Below are 15,048 nucleotides of genomic sequence, written 5' to 3' on the forward strand. Positions count from 1 at the left end.
ATCACAACCTGGCAATGCGCTCCCGGATGGATGCGCGATCGTTCACCAAGCCCTCCGGGCTGGTCAAGTCGTCGAGCCGGCTGCGCCGGTCCATCCAGGCGTCGATCGCCTTGAGGTCGTAATTCCCGGTCGTCGGATCGGCAGCTGGGAACCCGCGGCGCCGCAGGGCCGGCAGCAACTCGCGGAACCGATCGGGCGTGAGGTGCAGGCGCCGCGCCGCCTTCTCGGGCGGTATGTCGCGCGGGTCGACGCGCATCCGAACCGATGACGCAGCAGGGCGACCCATCGTCACCCACCCCTCATGTGGCGCACCGCCTCGTCGCGCGCCGCGTTCAGCTCGTCAACACGGAGGTCGCGCGCGGCCGCCGTTGCGATCGGCGAGTCATCCAGCCAGGCGAGCGGGTGGGCAGTGGTCATGCCGGCACCGCCGGCTGCACCGCGCCGATCAATTCGCCGATCGTGATCCCGGCGTGCATCAGGTCGTCACGCATCTCGATGCCAAGCGCGTCCTCCATGCCGATCGCGATGTGAAGCAGGTCCAGGTCGTCGGCGCCGAGATCGGACAGCTTCGTCGCGGCGGCGAGCGCCTCGGGCTCGATCGCGATGCCACTCTCGGCGAGGACGTCGGCAACGACGCGGCGGATGCGGCTCTCGATGGTCTCGGTCGCGCGGCACATGCGCCTCTCCTAGGTCGCGCTCGGCGGGTCGGAGTCGGTGTCGTGACGGATCGACCACGACGGCGAGTGCGGATCGATCCGGCGGCTGCGCGCCGGGCGGCGGACGATCTCGACCTGCCGCCGCTCGACGAGCGACACCACGTCGGCGCGGTGGCCGTCGGGCCGGCGCTGCGGCGGCCGGTGCATCGACGACGTGATGAGATGGATGTCAGCCATGGGCGGCATCTCGCTCGTCGGCGGCGGCCGGCTCTGGCTGGCCCGCGAGGGCGGCGCGGGCGACAGCCTGCAAATCCGCATAGAATGCCCACGGATCTCCGATTGGTGTCCCTACGAGCGGCGCTTCAATCGTTTTCAGCGCCGCCCTGAGCGCGTCGCGCTCGGCGGTCAGCCGCTCCAGCCGATCGGCGGCCACGCCGATGGTATCCGCCGCGCCGCGCAGTTCGACCGCGATCGTGTCAGTGTCGCGGCCCGGGAGTGGGCCAATCCTCTGATCAATCTGATCAGCTCGCGCCCGCAGGCGGTCCACCTGTGCTAACAGGGTTGCTCTCATCACCGGCCATCTACCCTGTCAATAGCCGCACGGGCTGCTCGAACGATAAAACGCTCGTCGCTGTTGTCGTAGTTCTCGACCACCATGCGTGCGATCAGCAAGAGATCCGGCGCGCTGGCGATCAGGCGGGCGTTGGCCTGCTGCTCTCCGGCGCCGATCGGCAGATCAAGGTCGTCATGGTCATCAAGATCGTCTCGACACACCATCGCGATGCAGCGCCACTCGTGAGGCTCCTTGCCGGCCTCGACGATCCAGAGGGCTTCGGAGCCAAGCGGATCTTCGGCCGTCCAAGGTCCCGGCGTGTGCATCGTCTCACCCATGATCTGCGTCCCTCTCATTGACGACGTCCGGTTCTGGCCGCCCCGCAAGGGCGGCATACAGCGCCTCGTCCTCATCATGGCCGACAGGGCCGGAGCCCCACACGCGATCGCGATGCCTGACGATCGCGACGCGTAGCGCGTCGCGCTCGGCGGTGAGGCGCTCCATTTCGTCGCGCGCCGAGTCACGTTCGGCTTCCAGCCGTCCCATTTCGATCTGCGCATCGGCGATCTCGTCCTGTGCATCGTCGATCTCGTCGGTCAGTCGCTCCAGCCGCTCGGCGGCGGCGAGCCGCGTCGGCGACGGGAGGGCACGCAGCCGCGACACGATCTCGGCGGTGGTCAGTGTAGTGGTCACGGCGTCATCGCTCATGACCGCACCCTCATCGTCCAGGCGTCGTCGGCCGCGGAGAGTTCGGCCGCCTCCTTGCTCGCGGCCCATGCGAGCCGTTCCCGGATCTCGTCGCCGAGCGCGGCGAACAGGCTCGCCTCAATCCAATCAAACAGCGCGGCCGCCAGAAACTCGTCATGCCGCGGCCGATCCATGTGCCAGCGCTCGAACGCGCCGACCGCGGAGGCGCCGGGCGGATCGATGTGCACGCACACCAGCTCGCCGTCGACGGGATCGTCATTGCAGAGCGCGATGGTGGCGCGCCCCGTGATGCACGACAGCGCCGCACCGGGCGGTGCGCCGCGGACACCGCGGCCGCGGCGGCAGCCGACGGTCAGCGGCACGTCCTCGAACTCGATCTCGATCTCGGGTCGGTACATCCCCATCACTCCGCGGCGAGCCGAGCCCGGTCGGTCGCCGGCAGCGCCGAGGGCTCCAGGTTGGCGAGGTTGGTGAGGCGGACGAACCGCTTGGCCCACGACGCGTGGCGGGGATCGACCCGCAGGACGATCGTGGTGCGCTCGCCGCACGGCCCGACGATGTCGAGATGGACGTTATAGAGCGGGCGGCCAAGCGAGGTTCCGGTGCGCTCCAGCCGCGCCGTGGCGCGCTGGACGTTGCAGATACCGATCGGCATGCGGGTCTCCCGGTGGCGCGGCCGCAGCGCGGCGGCGGTCATGGCGGCTTGCAGGATGGCGTTGGGCGTGCGGCGGTCAGCGGTCATGACCGGCCTCACAGCACGCACAGGGCGATGGCGGGGACGGCGAGCAGGATCGCGATGGTCGGCCGGCGAGCGCCAAGCTGAACGGCGCGCTCGACCAGAGAGGCGGTGCTGGCGAACATGGTGCGATCCTCAGCCCCAGAGCGCCTTGCGCGCCGCCTTCACCTCGGCCCATGCCGAGATGATCGACGCGAGGTCGGTGCCTGCGTCCAGCACCTGCTCCAGGGCGCGCTCGGCGCGCTCCAGGCGGCCATCGAGCCGCTCGGCGATTTCATCGTCGTCAGTGCGCCGGCGGACGGCTCCGGCGGAGGCGTAGGAGATGCGGTCGGTGCTGCTCATCTGCGATCCTCCTGAGCGGGGATGGCGGGGCCGGAGCCCCGCCCCGGTCCTCACTTCTTCATCGCGGCCAGGTCGCGGATGAGCTGGGCCAGGGCCTGCTCGATGCCGAGCGGCTGGGCGGTGTAGGTCGGCTTGGTCTGGGTGGTGGTCATCGGTGTCTCCCCTCGGTTTCGATGAGGAGATGGTACAATACGTACCCAGCAAGTCAAGTACAAAACGTACCCACAGCGGCGAAAATTTGTTATCCTGCGTTGTCAGACCCTGAGACGATGGCTACGGAGAAAGAGGTGTGCGTCAGAATGAGGCTGGCACGATGCCCTCGGCATCAAAGCTGGGGGCAAAGAAGATGCGACAGAACGCCGGCCGAGCTGGCGGCCCTGCCGTTACCGGTCATCAAGGATATTCTCGTCAAGGCTGCCACGAAATGGGCGCTCGACAAGCTGGGGCTGCAATGAAACCGCTCGCGCTCGACTTGGTGCTATTTCCGGGCGATCCAAGGCGGCAGGTCGAGCTTGTCGACCATCTCGTTGATCTCGCGCTTCCCGGCCTCAATCATCGCTTGCTTCACCCCGGCATACGTGCCGAACGCGCGCCCACATCCCTGACAGACGAGAATGTCGTCGTCGTTGGGCGGGTTGTCGCCGTCGACCACGACGGGGTGCTTGCAGTCGACGCAGTGAAAGGTTAGGCGATCGACGGTCATCTTCCTTTCCTTTCCATTTGCTTCTGCATTTCAAGCGCGACTAAGGCTCTGGTATTAAAAACATCTTGGTCCGACGCGCCAGTCAAAGACTGCCATCGCTTCCAATCAGCATTATTCCAACCGGACATAACATTCGCCCTTTGGCGCCAGATGCAATCTTTTAGCGCCTGACCGTCCGTCACTCCTGAATCTCGGCACGCTTTTTCGTAACTGTTAATCGGCTGACTTTCTCTGTCACTGGTTTGTGCAACGATAATCCACGCAACCGTAGCCGCAACTATAACGGCGACAAGAGATTTACGAAGTGATGGCATCGTGCATCTCCATTGATTTCGCCAAATTATAAAATTACCTCGGGACCATATGCTTGACCTTCGCGGCCCACTCAACGGCGACGTCGAGGATTGGCGGCTCAAACTGTGAGATCAGGTGGAAGAGCCCCTTTGTTCGGCTGCGCTGAACCTTTTTGATCAGCACCCGATCGTCAGCTAGGCCGACAACGCACAGCTTCCCGATCAAGTCTGGAGTGATCGGCCGACGCACGTCGTCGTAGAAGACGAGCCATCGATCGAAAAAAGAGCCGAGGCTGTCGCCGCGGATCTCGACCGCGACGGTGTTCGGGCCGGCACCGTCTGGCGCATCGACGCGGTCGAGCTCGCCCTGACTGCCGGCGAAAAAGTACGCCTCAGCACCGGCACCGACATAGCCGACAAGGGGCACCATTACCGGGGCGCGATTGGCGGGAGACTGAGGCTCCTCGCCACTGACCAGCCAGATCCATGAGACGCCAAACGCCTTGGCGTACTCTTTCGCCTCCTCGACGCCGAAATCACGCAGCCCGCCCTCGCGGGCCTTGTAGGTGTTTTCGTTCCATCGGTGCCGCTTCGCGGCCTCCCGTGGGCTCTTCAGCCCAGCGTTTTCGCGCGCCTGCTTCAGGCGATCGGCTCGGTCCGTCTGCATAGACAGTGTGTACCCAATTATCTGGGTACATTTCGTCTTGCAGGACGGTGGGTACTTATGGTACCCATTCGATATGAGCAGCTTTCGTGACCTCATCAACGCCTACGGGCTGGCCGATTTCGCGGACGACGTTGGCGTTCAGCCGAACACTGCGAAGCAGATGCGCCAGCGGAATTCTGTTGCTCCTGAGTATTGGGACGCATGGGTTCGTGGTGCTCGACGCCGAGGGCTGGACATCACCCTCGAAAAGCTCGCGCAGGCGGCCGCCCATCGCCGCTCCCAAGCCCGCGCCACCGAAAGAGCCGCGTCATGAGCTGCATCGACTTCGATTGGCTGCACATCGCGCTCCTGCTGATCGTCGCCGTCGAGACTTGGGCGTTGATCACCGCGATCCGCATCGGTTGGGCGGTCGAGAAGCAGGTCGGCTGGCAATACATCGCCGACGAAGCGAAGAGGAGGGCCGCGCCATGACCGTCGGCCCGAACCCTTGGTCCAATGTCGCTCCGGACCGCGCCACCACGATCGCGCTCACCGCCTATGTGCTCGCGGTCGGCACACTGCTCGCCGTCGCGCTCGCCGTGCTGTGGGGCGCGGCATGATCAATCCGCGCACGATATCGGCGGTCGTGCGTGCCGGCGGCGCCGGTCAGGGCTCCATCCCCGCGACCGGCGCCGCATCCCGTTCTGTTGCGCACCTGTCCCCGTCTCCCTCGGGTGCGCCCGGAGCCGGGCGGCTCGCCGCCGTCCCGCGACCGCTCGGCTCCGGTCTCTTTGTCTCCCCTGTCGTGATCAGCATTTGCTCGTCTCTCTGCAACGGCGCCCGGCAAGGCGCGCGCGTGACCCTCTCGTCGTGGTCACCATCGCAGAGGGGCTTGCGCGAATGCGGTCAGTTTTTGCCCGAAAACGGACAATGCCGATGAACGCCGCGACCGACGTTCTCGACACCACGCGGACCATGGCGACTGAGCTGGTTGCCCGCGCCGAGCGCGAAACCGGCTCGCGCATGACGGCTTATCGCCGCGTCGCAGCTGGTCTCGGCGTGTCTGCCTCCTGGGTGAGGAAGTTCGTCGCTGGCGATCCGGCAACCCGCGTGTCGCTGGTCGCCGGGATCAACATCCTGAACCAGTACAGACGCCTGTGCGAACGGATCGAGGCGAAGGCAGAACAAGAGCGTGCGCGCACCCACGCCCTGCTGGAGGAATTCGATGCGGCTACCGCGCGCGCTCTGGATGTGGTGGCGATGGTTCAGGCGCCGGAAGCGCGCCGAGCGGATGGTGCGGAGCGTGGCCCGAGACAGGGAGTGACGCCGTGACCGCTCGCCGCTCCGCGATGTCCGAGACCACGATGCAACAGCACGTCGTCAAGCTGCTGGAAGCCTACGGGCGGCCGGACATCGAGTGGCATCACGTGCCGAACGGTGAGCATCGTGCGCCGCGCACGGCGGGTCGGCTCAAGACGCTCGGCACACATGCCGGCGTCGCCGACCTGATGCTGACGATCGACGGTCGATCCTATGCGGTCGAGCTGAAGACCGTGACGGGCCGCCAGTCTGCGGCGCAACAGCGCTGGCAGGAGCGGTTCGAGCGCGCCGGCGGTCTCTACTTCGTCGCGCGCGGGCTCGACCAAGCCATCGCCGTATTGACCGGCATCGGCGCGTTCCGCGCCGGCATCACCATCATCTCTGCTCCCGACGGGAGTGGGGTGCGCACGCGGCTCGGGGCCGAGGCCCCGGCCGCCACCCGATCACCAAGAGCGGCCGGGGTGCCCGCGTAGCGGGCCGCGTGGCACCGCCGACTGTCGCCCCGGTCCTCCGGACCAGCCAGGCAGCGGCCCACGAAGGAGACGGACATGGCAATCTCGATCAACGACCTCAGGAGGGTGCAGGCCACACAGCCGCCCCGCGTTCTGATCTACGGTCCGCCCGGCATGGGCAAGACGACGCTGGCGAGCGAGTTCCCTGCGCCGGTGTTCCTCCAGGTCGAGGACGGAACGCCCGGCGACCTGGAGCTTGCCAGCTTCGGCCGCCTGACCAGCCTCGACGAGGTGATGGACGCGATCGGCGCGCTCTACACCGAGGAGCACGACGGCCAGACCCTGGTAATCGACTCGCTCGACAAGCTGGAGCCGCTGATCTGGGCGAAGGTCTGCCAGGACAACAACTGGCAGAGCATCGAGACGCCTGGCTACGGCAAGGGCTACGTGGCGGCCGACAGCTATTGGCGCGATCTCATCGAAGGCGCCAATGCGCTCCGTCGCGACAAGGGCATGGGCGTCGCCTACATCGCGCATTCGACGATCGAGACCGTGAACGACCCGATGACGGCGGCCTACAGCCGCTTCGACATCCGGCTCCACAAGCGGGCGGTGGGCATCTTCCAGGACGAGGTGGATGCGATCCTGTTCCTGAACCAGGACGTGACGATCAAGGCCGACGACCCGAAGGCGAAGCAGGGGGCCGGAACGCGAGTGCGCGCCGACGGCGGCGGCAACCGCTGGATCTACGCGGCGCCGCGGCCGATGTTCGTGGCCAAGAACCGCTACGGCATCCCCGACAAGCTGATGTACGAGCGCGGCAAGGGCTACGCCGCGCTCGCCCCTCATTTCCCCAACACCGCTGCGGAGTGACGCACCATGGTCGAGTTCCTGGAGACGTTCGATCCGAACGAGGTGCCGGAGGACGATCGCAGCTTCGATCCGATCCCGGCCGGCGAATACCTGATGCAGGTGATCGAGTCGGAGATCAAGTCGACCAAGAGCGGCAGCGGCGAGCAGCTCGTCCTGACCCTGGAGGTGGTCGAGGGGCCTTGTGCCAACCGGCGCGTCTGGGACCGGCTCAACATCCGCAACCAGAACGCCGACGCCCAACGCATCGCGCAACGGTCGCTGGCTGACCTCTGTCTCGCGGTGGGCGTGATGTCGCTCCGCGACACGGAGGATCTGCACTTCAAGCCGTTCATCGGCAAGGTCACGATCAAGACGGACAAGAGCGGTCAGTACGGCCCGCAAAACGCGGTTCGCTACAAGCCGCGCGGCGGCCAGCCGCCGGCCGGGAAGTCGGCGCCGCAGGGTCAGAGTGCGGCGCGCCCTTCGTCTGCCCCGAGTGCCGGCAGCGGCCAGTCGGCGGGCCGGACCTCGCTTGCGACGACTGCATCCCCTTCTAGGGCCGCCGCCGGCGGCGGTTCGCGTCCCTGGTCGCGCTGATCCGCTCCCACCACATCCAACGGGAAATCACCATGCCGATCGAGAAGACCACCTTCGTCACCACGTCCGGCGGCGATCGCCTCAACTTCTCCGCCGCCGACGGCGGCAAGCTCAAGGTCGAGATCGTGAGGGGCGGAGACGTCGACGACACCGCCACGCTCGACCGCGACGACCTGGTGGCGCTGCTCCGGGAGTTCTTCCCGCAGCAACGCAAGCCGCGGGAGAAGGCCAGCGCCGTCGCGCCTGCGAACGGCTCGGGCCGCAGGCTCGGTCGTGGGCTGCCGCGCGCCGACATGCCGATCGGCGCCGCCTCCGCGGGCTGACCCGGGCGGGCGGCCCGGACAGGCGCCAACCACGACCGGGCCGCCCATTCCACCCTCCGATCGGATGAACCGCCTTCGGGCGGCACGGGATTATCATGCCTGAGCTCCCGCAGCCAATTTCTCACACCGTCGAGGTGCTCTATGCCGCGCTCGTGGCGCGCGCCCGCCAGGGCGACAGCCGCGGCGTCCCGATGGGCGCCGCCGCCAACGAATGCGACCGGGCCGTGTGGTACGGCCTGCGCTGGGCCGCGGCGCCGGAGCGGCTCGATGGGCCGCGACAGCGCCGGTTCGAGACCGGCCGTCGTGAGGAAGATCGCCTGCTCGACGATCTGGAGGCGGCCGGCGTCGCGGTCGTCCGGCTTGATCCGGCGACCGGCCGGCAGTTCGCCGTCCCGCTCGCCCACGGCTGGCTGCGCGGCAAGATGGACGGCCGCGCCGTCGGACTGCCCGAGGCCCCCAAGACCGAGCACGTGGTCGAGACCAAGTCCCACAACGATCGCTCGTTCAAGGAGCTGGTGAAGCACGCACCCCCGAAAGGCGAGGGGTTGCGCCGCGCCAAGCCGGAGCACTTCACACAGTGCCAGCTCTACATGCACGCGACGGGGCTGCGCCGCGCGCTCTACCTCGCCGTCAACAAGAACACCGACGAGCTGTACGCGGAGCGTGTCGAGTACGACGCCGAATTCGCGCTCCGGGTCGAGTCGCGCGTCGCCCGGCTCGCCGGCACGGACCGAGCGCCGCCGCGCCTGCACGACGACCCCGCCAGCAAGGCGGCGTTCGCCTGCCAATGGTGCCCGGCACTCGCGCTCTGCCATGAGCGCGCTTTCGCCCGCCAGAACTGCCGAACCTGCCTCTCGGCCGCGTTCGAGGACGGCGCGATCGTCCGCTGTGCCCAGACGGGCCGTGAGCGCAGCTACGATGAGCAGCAGGCCGGCTGCTCGGCGCATCTCTACCTGCCCGATCTGATCCCGGGCGAGCAGATCGATGCCGGCGAGCGGTGGGTCAAGTATCGGCTCTCTGACGGGCGCGAGTGGATCGACGGGAGGGTGGCATGAACGACCTCTCCGCCTACCGCAACTTCATCGCGTCGAAGCGGGTCGCCTTCGCAGGTGACGGTCTGAGCGTCGTCCCGCCGCTCAACTCCGCCATGTTCCCGCATCAGGCACACTCGACCGAATTCGCGCTGCGCAAGGGCCGCGCCGCGCTGTTCCTCGACACCGGCCTCGGCAAGAGCCTCTGCGCGCTCGACTGGGGCCGCGTCGTCGTCGAACACACCAACAAGCCCGTGCTCATGCTGGCGCCGCTCGCCGTGGCGCAGCAACACGCCCGCGAGGCCGAGAAGTTCGGGATCGACGCCGCCGTGGTCCGATCGGGCGACGAGGTCGGCGCGAAGCGCATCTACATCACGAACTACGACCGCCTCGACAGGTTCGACGCAGGCCGCTTCGCCGGCATCATCCTGGACGAGTCGAGCATCCTCAAGAACTTCGCCGGCCGGACGTGCCGCGCCCTGATCGAAACGTTCGCCAGGACCCCGTTCCGGCTGGCCTGCACCGCGACGCCGGCCCCAAACGACCATACCGAGGTGGGCACCCATTCCGAGTTCCTCGGTGCGATGCGGCGCGACGAGATGCTGCCGATCTGGTTCATCAACGACACTGCCGACACGGGGACCTGGAGAATCAAAGGCCACGCCCGCGCCGATTTCTGGTCGTGGGTGGCGAGCTGGTCGCGTTGCGTCGGGCGGCCGAGCGATCTCGGCTTCGACGACGCCGGCTTCGCTTTGCCAGAGATCACGATCACCCACCATGAGGTGCGGGCCGATCGGATGACCGATGCCGGCGAGGAGCGCAATGGCAAACTGGCCGGGCAGGGTAGGCTGTTCCGCATCCCGGACACCTCAGCGACGAGCATCCACCACGAGAAGCGCCTGACCATCGAGCAGCGCGCCGACCGAGTCGCCGAGTTGCTCGCCTCCGATCCGACCGAGGCGTGGATCGTCTGGGTCGACACCGACTACGAAGCCGACGCCGTGATGGCGCGGCTTCCCGGCGCGATGGAAGTCCGCGGCGGCATGAAGGTCGAGGAGAAGGAGCGCCGGCTCGTCGCATTCTCGGAGGGGCGCGAGCGGGTGATTGTCACCAAGCCCAGCATCGCCGGGTTCGGCCTCAACTGGCAGCATTGCGCGCTCCAGTGCTTCGCCGGCATCTCGTTCAGCTACGAGGCATTCTATCAGGCGATCCGGCGAAGCTGGCGGTTCGGCCAGCGGAGGCCCGTTCAGATTCACGTCGTCTGCGCCGATACCGAGCGCGCGATCTGGGCCGTGGTCGAGCGCAAGTCCGGCGACCACGAGGCGATGAAGCGAGAGATGGTCGCTGCGATGCGGCGATCGGTGCGCGAAGAGCAGAGCCGGAAGCTGTATCAGCCCGATCAGGAGGCGCGTCTGCCGACGTGGCTCTGCGCGTGACCTACTACAACGAGATCGACCCGTTCGCCGCGGCGTGGCTGCGCAACCTGATCAGCGCCGGTCACATCACTGATGGCGTGGTCGACGAGAGGAGCATTCGCGATGTCAGACCCGCCGATCTCGACGGCTGCGAGCGCGCTCACTTCTTCGCCGGCATCGCCGGATGGGATCTCGCCTTGCAGCTCGCTGGATGGCCAGACGATGCGCCTGTCTGGACCGGATCATGTCCATGCCAGCCATTCAGCTCGGCAGGACGCGGACGCGGCACCGCCGACGACCGCCACTTCTGGCCCGTGTGGTTCGATCTCATCCGCGAATGCCGACCTCCGATCATCTTTGGAGAGCAGGTGGCTGCCGCCATCCGGCACGGCTGGCTCGATCTTGTTTTCGATGACCTGGAAGGAACTGGTTACGCCTGCCGGGCGGCGATTGCCCCGGCTTGCAGCGTCGGCGCGCCGCACATCAGAGAACGGCTGTGGTGGGTGGCCTACGCCGACACGGCAGGACGCCGCGAGCAGCGGCGCGGCGGGCTACTCGACAGAGAGCGGACGGCACAGCGGGACGACGCTGACGGACGCTGCGCGCTTCGCCGGATGGGCGACGCCGGCGGCGCGGGACTGGCGGGATGGCCGCGCGAGCTCGGAGACGATGGAGCGCAACGCGCGACCGCTCAACGAGCAGGCTGTTGGTCTGATCTCGTCTGGCTCCCCTGCACCGACGGAAAAGCGCGGCCAACTCAACCCGGCCTTCAGCCGCTGGCTCATGGGGCTACCGGACGAGTGGGACGACTGCGCGCCTACGGCAACGCCATCGTCCCGCAAGTCGCGGCAGCGTTCATCTCAGCCGCGATCAAGATCATCAACGAGGCCCGCCATGCCTAACGTCTTCGCCCAGGAAATCACCGATCGCTACAGCGCATACCACGCCGACTGCGTCGAGATCGTGTCTGGTCTTCCGACCGAGAGCGTCGGGTTCTCGATCTACAGCCCGCCGTTCGCGCATTTGTTCATCTACAGCGACAGCGAGCGTGACATGGGCAACGTGAAGAACGAGGCCGAGTTCTTCACGCAGTACGGGTTCCTGCTCGCGCAGCTTCACCGCGTCACCAAGCCGGGCCGGTTGACCGCTGTTCACTGCTCGGACCTGCCGCGAACCAAGACGACGCATGGCGAGGTCGGCATCTACGACATGCCGGGCGACATCATCCGTGCGCACATCGCGGCCGGCTGGACGTACCACAGCCGAATCACGGTGTGGAAGGACCCCGTCGTCGAAATGCAGCGGACCAAGGCGCTCGGGCTGCTCTACAAGCAGTTGCAGAAGGACAGCACGCGGTCGCGCCAGGGGATGCCTGATTACGTGCTGGTGTTCCGCAAGACACCGAGCGACGAAAAGTCGGCCGACCCGGTCGGCCAGGACGCCGCGCATTTCCCGGTCACGCAGTGGCAGGACTGGGCCAGCCCGGTCTGGATGGACATCAACCAGACCAACGTCCTCAACGTGCGCGCCGCACGTGAAGACAAGGACGAGAAGCACCTTTGTCCGTTGCAGCTTGACCTGATCGAGCGTGCCATTCGGCTCTGGTCCAATCCCGGCGACGTCGTGCTGTCTCCGTTCATGGGGATCGGCAGCGAGGGTTACATGGCGCTGCGCTGCGGGCGCCGCTTCATTGGCGCCGAACTCAAGGAGAGCTATTTCCGGCAGGCCGTGCGCAACCTTCAGGCCCGCGAGGCGGAGACCTTCGCCGGCGACCTGCTGTCGAGCGCGTCATGACCCGCGCAATCCTTCCCGAGCGGCGCGCGGTCGAGACATTCGACCTAAGGCACGACAGCATGTCGTTCACCGTGTCGATCGGGTTCTATGACGACGGTAGGCCCGGAGAGGTGTTCGTCACCGGCACCAAGGCCGGGTCTGGCGTCGAGGCGGTCAGCCGTGACGGCGCCATCCTGATCAGCTTGGCGCTCCAGCATGGCGTGCCGGTCGACGTGATCAGGCACGCCGTCACGCGGACGGCTGGCGACGAGCCGAGCAGCATCATCGGGGCCGTGGTGGATCGGCTGGTCCAGGAGGTCGGATCGTGAATCCGCTGGAAAGAAGGATCGAGGCCGCACTTGATGCTTGGTTCGAAGGCGAGGGATGGCGCCTGGAGGTGCGCCGCGCGACTGGCGATCACGTCGCGACGAGTTGGTATGAGACGGATGAGGGTGAGGACAGTGGACCGACCGTCAACCTCACCGAGTGCGCACGTCGTGTAGCCGAGGAGGTGGGCCGGTGATCGAATTGCGCCCGTACCAACGTGCCGCGATCGATGCCCTGTGGGATTTCTGGGGGCGCGGCGGCGGCAACCCACTCGTCGAGATGGCGACTGGCACCGGCAAGTCGGTGGTCATCGCCACGCTGGTCCGCGAGCTGATCGAGACCTATCCGGACATGCGGGTGCTGATGCTCGTCCATGTCAGGGAGCTGGTCGCCCAGAACTTTCAGGCGCTGGTGCGGACGTGGCCGCAGGCGCCGGCCGGCATCAACTCGGCCGGGCTCGGCCGCCGCGATCGGTTCTCGCAGGTGCTGTTCGCCTCGATTCAGTCGGTGCAGCGCGACGACTGCCACTCGATCGGCAAGCGCGACATCGTGCTGGTCGACGAAGCGCATTTAATTCCGCGCGCCGGCGACGGCATGTACCAGAAGCTGCTCGGCAGACTTCGGGACGGCGTCCCCGACATGCGGATCGCCGGGTTCACCGCGACGCCGTACCGGCTCGACAGCGGGCGGCTCGACCGCGGCGAGGGGCGACTGTTCGATCAGATCGCCTACAGCTACGGGATCGGTCGCGGCATCGACGACGGTTACCTGTCGCAGCTGGTCAGCAAGGCGACGGCGACCGCGCTCGATACCCGTGGCGTCGCACGGCGGGGCGGCGAGTTCGTCGCCGGCGCGCTGGAGGTCGCGGTCGACAAGGACTGGATCACCCGCGCCGCGGTCGACGAGATCGTGACGTTCGGCGCCGACCGGCGGTCCTGGTTGGTGTTCTGCTCTGGAGTGCAGCACGCCGCGCACGTCGCCGAGGAAATCAGATCGCGCGGCGTCTCGTGCGCCGCGGTGACCGGCGAGACGCCGAGCGGCGAGCGCGACCGGCTGATCGCAGCGTTCAAGGCCGGGCAAATCAGGTGCCTCACCAACGCGATGGTGTTGACCACCGGATTCGATGCCCCGCAGGTCGACCTCGTCGCGATGCTGCGTCCAACCCTATCGACCGGTCTCTACGTCCAGATCGTCGGCCGCGGAACGCGGCTGGCCGACGGGAAAGAGAACTGTCTGATCCTGGATTTCGCCGGCAACGTCCGTCGCCACGGACCGGTCGACGCGGTCGAGCCCGGAGCGGGGCCGAAGGGTGGCGAAGGCGATGGCGAGGCCGAGGTGCGGGCCAAGGAGTGCCCGGAGTGCGCGACGCTGGTGGCGCTCAACGCGCGGGCCTGCCCGACCTGCGGACACGAATGGCCGGTGCGCGACGAGCCGAAGCACGAGGCGACGGCCGATGCCGAGACCGCGATCATCTCGCGCGGCGCACCGGCATGGGTCGCGGTCGACGCGGTCAAGTACTACCGGCACGAGAAGTATGGAAGTCCGCCGAGCATGCGGGTCGAGTATCTGGCCGGCATGACGGTCCACCGCGAGTGGGTGTGCTTCCAGCATGTCGGATTCGCGCGATCGAAAGCAGAATCTTGGTGGATACGAGCAATCGCAGGACACGGGCTGATGTCGCCGCCGCGCACCACCGACGAGGCCCTGTCGCGGCTCGCCGAGCTGCGCTGTCCGGCCGCGATCCAGGTGCGGCCGAGCGGGAAGTATTTCGAGGTGGTCGGGCGGCGCTACGAGCAGCGGGAGAGGGCGGCGTGATGAACGGTCGGCGTTATGGCGATAGGCAGACGCGCCGCCGCGAGGCCGACGAGCGCGCGGCGAAGATCGTCGAGCTGGTGAAGCGCGGCGTCGCACAGAAGGCGATCGCCGAACGCCTCGGTGTGACCACCCGGACCATCCAGGTCGCCGTCGCCGATGCGAAGCTGCGCGGGGAGTTGCCGGCGTGACCATCCCGGCCCACCGCCTCAATTGCCCCGACGTGTGCTTCGTCTGCGCGCGGCGCGCGGCCGGCGGCGGGGTCGGTAGGCCCGGCCGCATCGGCTGGCTCTGCACCGACTGCCCGCCCAAGATCGGAAGGATCGCGATGGCCACCAAGTTCGACATCTACGAGGAGCGCGCCTGCAAGGCGGTCGCCGAGCAGCTCCCGGCTACGAACTTCACCTTCCCGGCCGACGAGTTGCCGGACTTCGTGCGCTGGATCGTGGAAGAGTTCGGCGAGGCGATCCGCCGTGAGCTGGAGAGCGGCGAGCCGCCGTTCTGAGGTG

At 67.3% G+C, this 15,048-nt stretch carries 30 protein-coding genes; 18 read left to right on the plus strand and 12 right to left on the minus strand.

Going from position 1 to position 15,048, the window contains the following annotated elements:
• Window position 1 precedes the first annotated feature (1 nt).
• Genes ACFQUV_RS06725 through ACFQUV_RS06740 form a run of 4 tightly spaced genes read right to left on the minus strand, consistent with a single transcriptional unit; the run spans window position 2 to window position 893 of the window.
• Window positions 2–292: a hypothetical protein gene (locus ACFQUV_RS06725; protein WP_129607577.1), complete on the minus strand. Its 291-nt coding sequence runs from the start codon at window positions 290–292 to the stop codon at window positions 2–4.
• Window positions 289–417: a hypothetical protein gene (locus ACFQUV_RS06730; RefSeq protein WP_280176741.1), complete on the minus strand. Its 129-nt coding sequence runs from the start codon at window positions 415–417 to the stop codon at window positions 289–291. The genes ACFQUV_RS06725 and ACFQUV_RS06730 overlap by 4 nt, the downstream gene beginning before the upstream one ends.
• Window positions 414–677, minus strand: coding sequence for a phosphopantetheine-binding protein (locus ACFQUV_RS06735; protein ID WP_129607579.1), 264 nt, complete (start codon window positions 675–677; stop codon window positions 414–416). Before ACFQUV_RS06735 ends, ACFQUV_RS06730 begins: the two co-directional genes overlap by 4 nt.
• Window positions 678–686: 9 nt before the next feature.
• Window positions 687–893: a hypothetical protein gene (locus tag ACFQUV_RS06740; RefSeq protein ID WP_129607581.1), complete on the minus strand. Its 207-nt coding sequence runs from the start codon at window positions 891–893 to the stop codon at window positions 687–689.
• Between ACFQUV_RS06740 and ACFQUV_RS06745 the strand changes: the two genes are divergently transcribed.
• Window positions 892–1,212: a hypothetical protein gene (locus ACFQUV_RS06745; protein WP_159373864.1), complete on the plus strand. Its 321-nt coding sequence runs from the start codon at window positions 892–894 to the stop codon at window positions 1,210–1,212. The two genes, ACFQUV_RS06740 and ACFQUV_RS06745, sit on opposite strands and share 2 nt — an antisense overlap.
• A gap of 14 nt (window positions 1,213–1,226) precedes the next feature.
• Here ACFQUV_RS06745 and ACFQUV_RS06750 read toward each other — a convergent pair whose 3' ends face one another.
• The 8 genes from ACFQUV_RS06750 to ACFQUV_RS06785 all read right to left on the minus strand — a co-directional run bounded on the left by ACFQUV_RS06750 (window position 1,227) and on the right by ACFQUV_RS06785 (window position 4,658).
• Window positions 1,227–1,547, minus strand: a complete 321-nt coding sequence (locus tag ACFQUV_RS06750; protein ID WP_129608016.1) for a hypothetical protein — start codon at window positions 1,545–1,547, stop codon at window positions 1,227–1,229.
• The gene (locus ACFQUV_RS06755; RefSeq protein WP_129608015.1) at window positions 1,540–1,917 is read right to left on the minus strand and encodes a hypothetical protein; all 378 of its coding nucleotides are present in this window, start codon (window positions 1,915–1,917) and stop codon (window positions 1,540–1,542) included. Before ACFQUV_RS06755 ends, ACFQUV_RS06750 begins: the two co-directional genes overlap by 8 nt.
• On the minus strand, window positions 1,914–2,315 hold the full coding sequence (locus ACFQUV_RS06760; protein WP_129608018.1) for a hypothetical protein: 402 nt from the start codon (window positions 2,313–2,315) through the stop codon (window positions 1,914–1,916). The genes ACFQUV_RS06755 and ACFQUV_RS06760 overlap by 4 nt, the downstream gene beginning before the upstream one ends.
• Before the next feature lie 5 nt (window positions 2,316–2,320).
• Window positions 2,321–2,659, minus strand: a complete 339-nt coding sequence (locus ACFQUV_RS06765; RefSeq protein ID WP_129608019.1) for a hypothetical protein — start codon at window positions 2,657–2,659, stop codon at window positions 2,321–2,323.
• A gap of 129 nt (window positions 2,660–2,788) precedes the next feature.
• On the minus strand, window positions 2,789–2,995 hold the full coding sequence (locus ACFQUV_RS06770; RefSeq protein WP_129608020.1) for a hypothetical protein: 207 nt from the start codon (window positions 2,993–2,995) through the stop codon (window positions 2,789–2,791).
• Between the two features lie 478 nt (window positions 2,996–3,473).
• The gene (locus ACFQUV_RS06775; RefSeq protein WP_129608021.1) at window positions 3,474–3,698 is read right to left on the minus strand and encodes a hypothetical protein; all 225 of its coding nucleotides are present in this window, start codon (window positions 3,696–3,698) and stop codon (window positions 3,474–3,476) included.
• On the minus strand, window positions 3,695–4,012 hold the full coding sequence (locus ACFQUV_RS06780; RefSeq protein WP_129608022.1) for a hypothetical protein: 318 nt from the start codon (window positions 4,010–4,012) through the stop codon (window positions 3,695–3,697). Before ACFQUV_RS06780 ends, ACFQUV_RS06775 begins: the two co-directional genes overlap by 4 nt.
• 34 nt (window positions 4,013–4,046) lie before the next feature.
• Window positions 4,047–4,658: an XRE family transcriptional regulator gene (locus tag ACFQUV_RS06785; RefSeq protein WP_207211385.1), complete on the minus strand. Its 612-nt coding sequence runs from the start codon at window positions 4,656–4,658 to the stop codon at window positions 4,047–4,049.
• Window positions 4,659–4,731: 73 nt separating this feature from the next.
• Between ACFQUV_RS06785 and ACFQUV_RS06790 the strand changes: the two genes are divergently transcribed.
• From ACFQUV_RS06790 to ACFQUV_RS06870, 17 genes are all read left to right on the plus strand, one after another.
• A complete protein-coding gene (locus tag ACFQUV_RS06790) occupies window positions 4,732–4,971 on the plus strand; it encodes a hypothetical protein (protein ID WP_159373862.1) in 240 nt (79 codons plus the stop codon).
• Window positions 4,968–5,129: a hypothetical protein gene (locus ACFQUV_RS06795; protein WP_159373861.1), complete on the plus strand. Its 162-nt coding sequence runs from the start codon at window positions 4,968–4,970 to the stop codon at window positions 5,127–5,129. The genes ACFQUV_RS06790 and ACFQUV_RS06795 overlap by 4 nt, the downstream gene beginning before the upstream one ends.
• Entirely contained in the window at window positions 5,126–5,257 is a 132-nt protein-coding gene (locus tag ACFQUV_RS06800; protein ID WP_280176744.1) for a hypothetical protein, read from the plus strand. The genes ACFQUV_RS06795 and ACFQUV_RS06800 overlap by 4 nt, the downstream gene beginning before the upstream one ends.
• Window positions 5,258–5,573: 316 nt before the next feature.
• A complete protein-coding gene (locus ACFQUV_RS06805; protein ID WP_129608023.1) occupies window positions 5,574–5,969 on the plus strand; it encodes a hypothetical protein in 396 nt (131 codons plus the stop codon).
• 32 nt (window positions 5,970–6,001) lie between these two features.
• The gene (locus ACFQUV_RS06810; RefSeq protein WP_129608024.1) at window positions 6,002–6,430 is read left to right on the plus strand and encodes a VRR-NUC domain-containing protein; all 429 of its coding nucleotides are present in this window, start codon (window positions 6,002–6,004) and stop codon (window positions 6,428–6,430) included.
• A 75-nt stretch (window positions 6,431–6,505) separates the two neighbouring features.
• Window positions 6,506–7,282, plus strand: coding sequence for an ATP-binding protein (locus ACFQUV_RS06815; RefSeq protein WP_129608025.1), 777 nt, complete (start codon window positions 6,506–6,508; stop codon window positions 7,280–7,282).
• A 6-nt stretch (window positions 7,283–7,288) separates the two neighbouring features.
• Complete coding sequence (locus tag ACFQUV_RS06820) at window positions 7,289–7,858, plus strand: DUF669 domain-containing protein (protein WP_129608026.1); 570 nt, start codon at window positions 7,289–7,291, stop codon at window positions 7,856–7,858.
• A gap of 32 nt (window positions 7,859–7,890) precedes the next feature.
• Complete coding sequence (locus ACFQUV_RS06825) at window positions 7,891–8,181, plus strand: hypothetical protein (RefSeq protein ID WP_129608027.1); 291 nt, start codon at window positions 7,891–7,893, stop codon at window positions 8,179–8,181.
• 95 nt (window positions 8,182–8,276) lie between these two features.
• Window positions 8,277–9,236: an oxidoreductase gene (locus tag ACFQUV_RS06830; RefSeq protein ID WP_129608028.1), complete on the plus strand. Its 960-nt coding sequence runs from the start codon at window positions 8,277–8,279 to the stop codon at window positions 9,234–9,236.
• Complete coding sequence (locus tag ACFQUV_RS06835) at window positions 9,233–10,648, plus strand: helicase-related protein (protein WP_244595254.1); 1,416 nt, start codon at window positions 9,233–9,235, stop codon at window positions 10,646–10,648. Before ACFQUV_RS06830 ends, ACFQUV_RS06835 begins: the two co-directional genes overlap by 4 nt.
• Window positions 10,645–11,529, plus strand: a complete 885-nt coding sequence (locus tag ACFQUV_RS06840) for a DNA cytosine methyltransferase (RefSeq protein ID WP_244601479.1) — start codon at window positions 10,645–10,647, stop codon at window positions 11,527–11,529. The genes ACFQUV_RS06835 and ACFQUV_RS06840 overlap by 4 nt, the downstream gene beginning before the upstream one ends.
• Entirely contained in the window at window positions 11,522–12,421 is a 900-nt protein-coding gene (locus ACFQUV_RS06845; RefSeq protein WP_129608029.1) for a site-specific DNA-methyltransferase, read from the plus strand. Before ACFQUV_RS06840 ends, ACFQUV_RS06845 begins: the two co-directional genes overlap by 8 nt.
• Window positions 12,418–12,729 (plus strand): hypothetical protein, encoded by a 312-nt coding sequence (locus ACFQUV_RS06850; protein WP_129608030.1) that lies wholly within the window; start codon window positions 12,418–12,420, stop codon window positions 12,727–12,729. Before ACFQUV_RS06845 ends, ACFQUV_RS06850 begins: the two co-directional genes overlap by 4 nt.
• Entirely contained in the window at window positions 12,726–12,923 is a 198-nt protein-coding gene (locus ACFQUV_RS06855; protein WP_129608031.1) for a hypothetical protein, read from the plus strand. The genes ACFQUV_RS06850 and ACFQUV_RS06855 overlap by 4 nt, the downstream gene beginning before the upstream one ends.
• On the plus strand, window positions 12,920–14,542 hold the full coding sequence (locus ACFQUV_RS06860) for a DEAD/DEAH box helicase (RefSeq protein ID WP_129608032.1): 1,623 nt from the start codon (window positions 12,920–12,922) through the stop codon (window positions 14,540–14,542). Before ACFQUV_RS06855 ends, ACFQUV_RS06860 begins: the two co-directional genes overlap by 4 nt.
• On the plus strand, window positions 14,539–14,730 hold the full coding sequence (locus ACFQUV_RS06865) for a helix-turn-helix domain-containing protein (protein ID WP_129608033.1): 192 nt from the start codon (window positions 14,539–14,541) through the stop codon (window positions 14,728–14,730). The genes ACFQUV_RS06860 and ACFQUV_RS06865 overlap by 4 nt, the downstream gene beginning before the upstream one ends.
• Entirely contained in the window at window positions 14,727–15,044 is a 318-nt protein-coding gene (locus ACFQUV_RS06870; RefSeq protein WP_129608034.1) for a hypothetical protein, read from the plus strand. The genes ACFQUV_RS06865 and ACFQUV_RS06870 overlap by 4 nt, the downstream gene beginning before the upstream one ends.
• Window positions 15,045–15,048: the final 4 nt, after the last annotated feature.

This window comes from Rhodoplanes sp. P11, assembly GCF_964266735.1.
Taxonomy (GTDB): Bacteria; Pseudomonadota; Alphaproteobacteria; order Rhizobiales; family Xanthobacteraceae; genus Rhodoplanes; species Rhodoplanes serenus.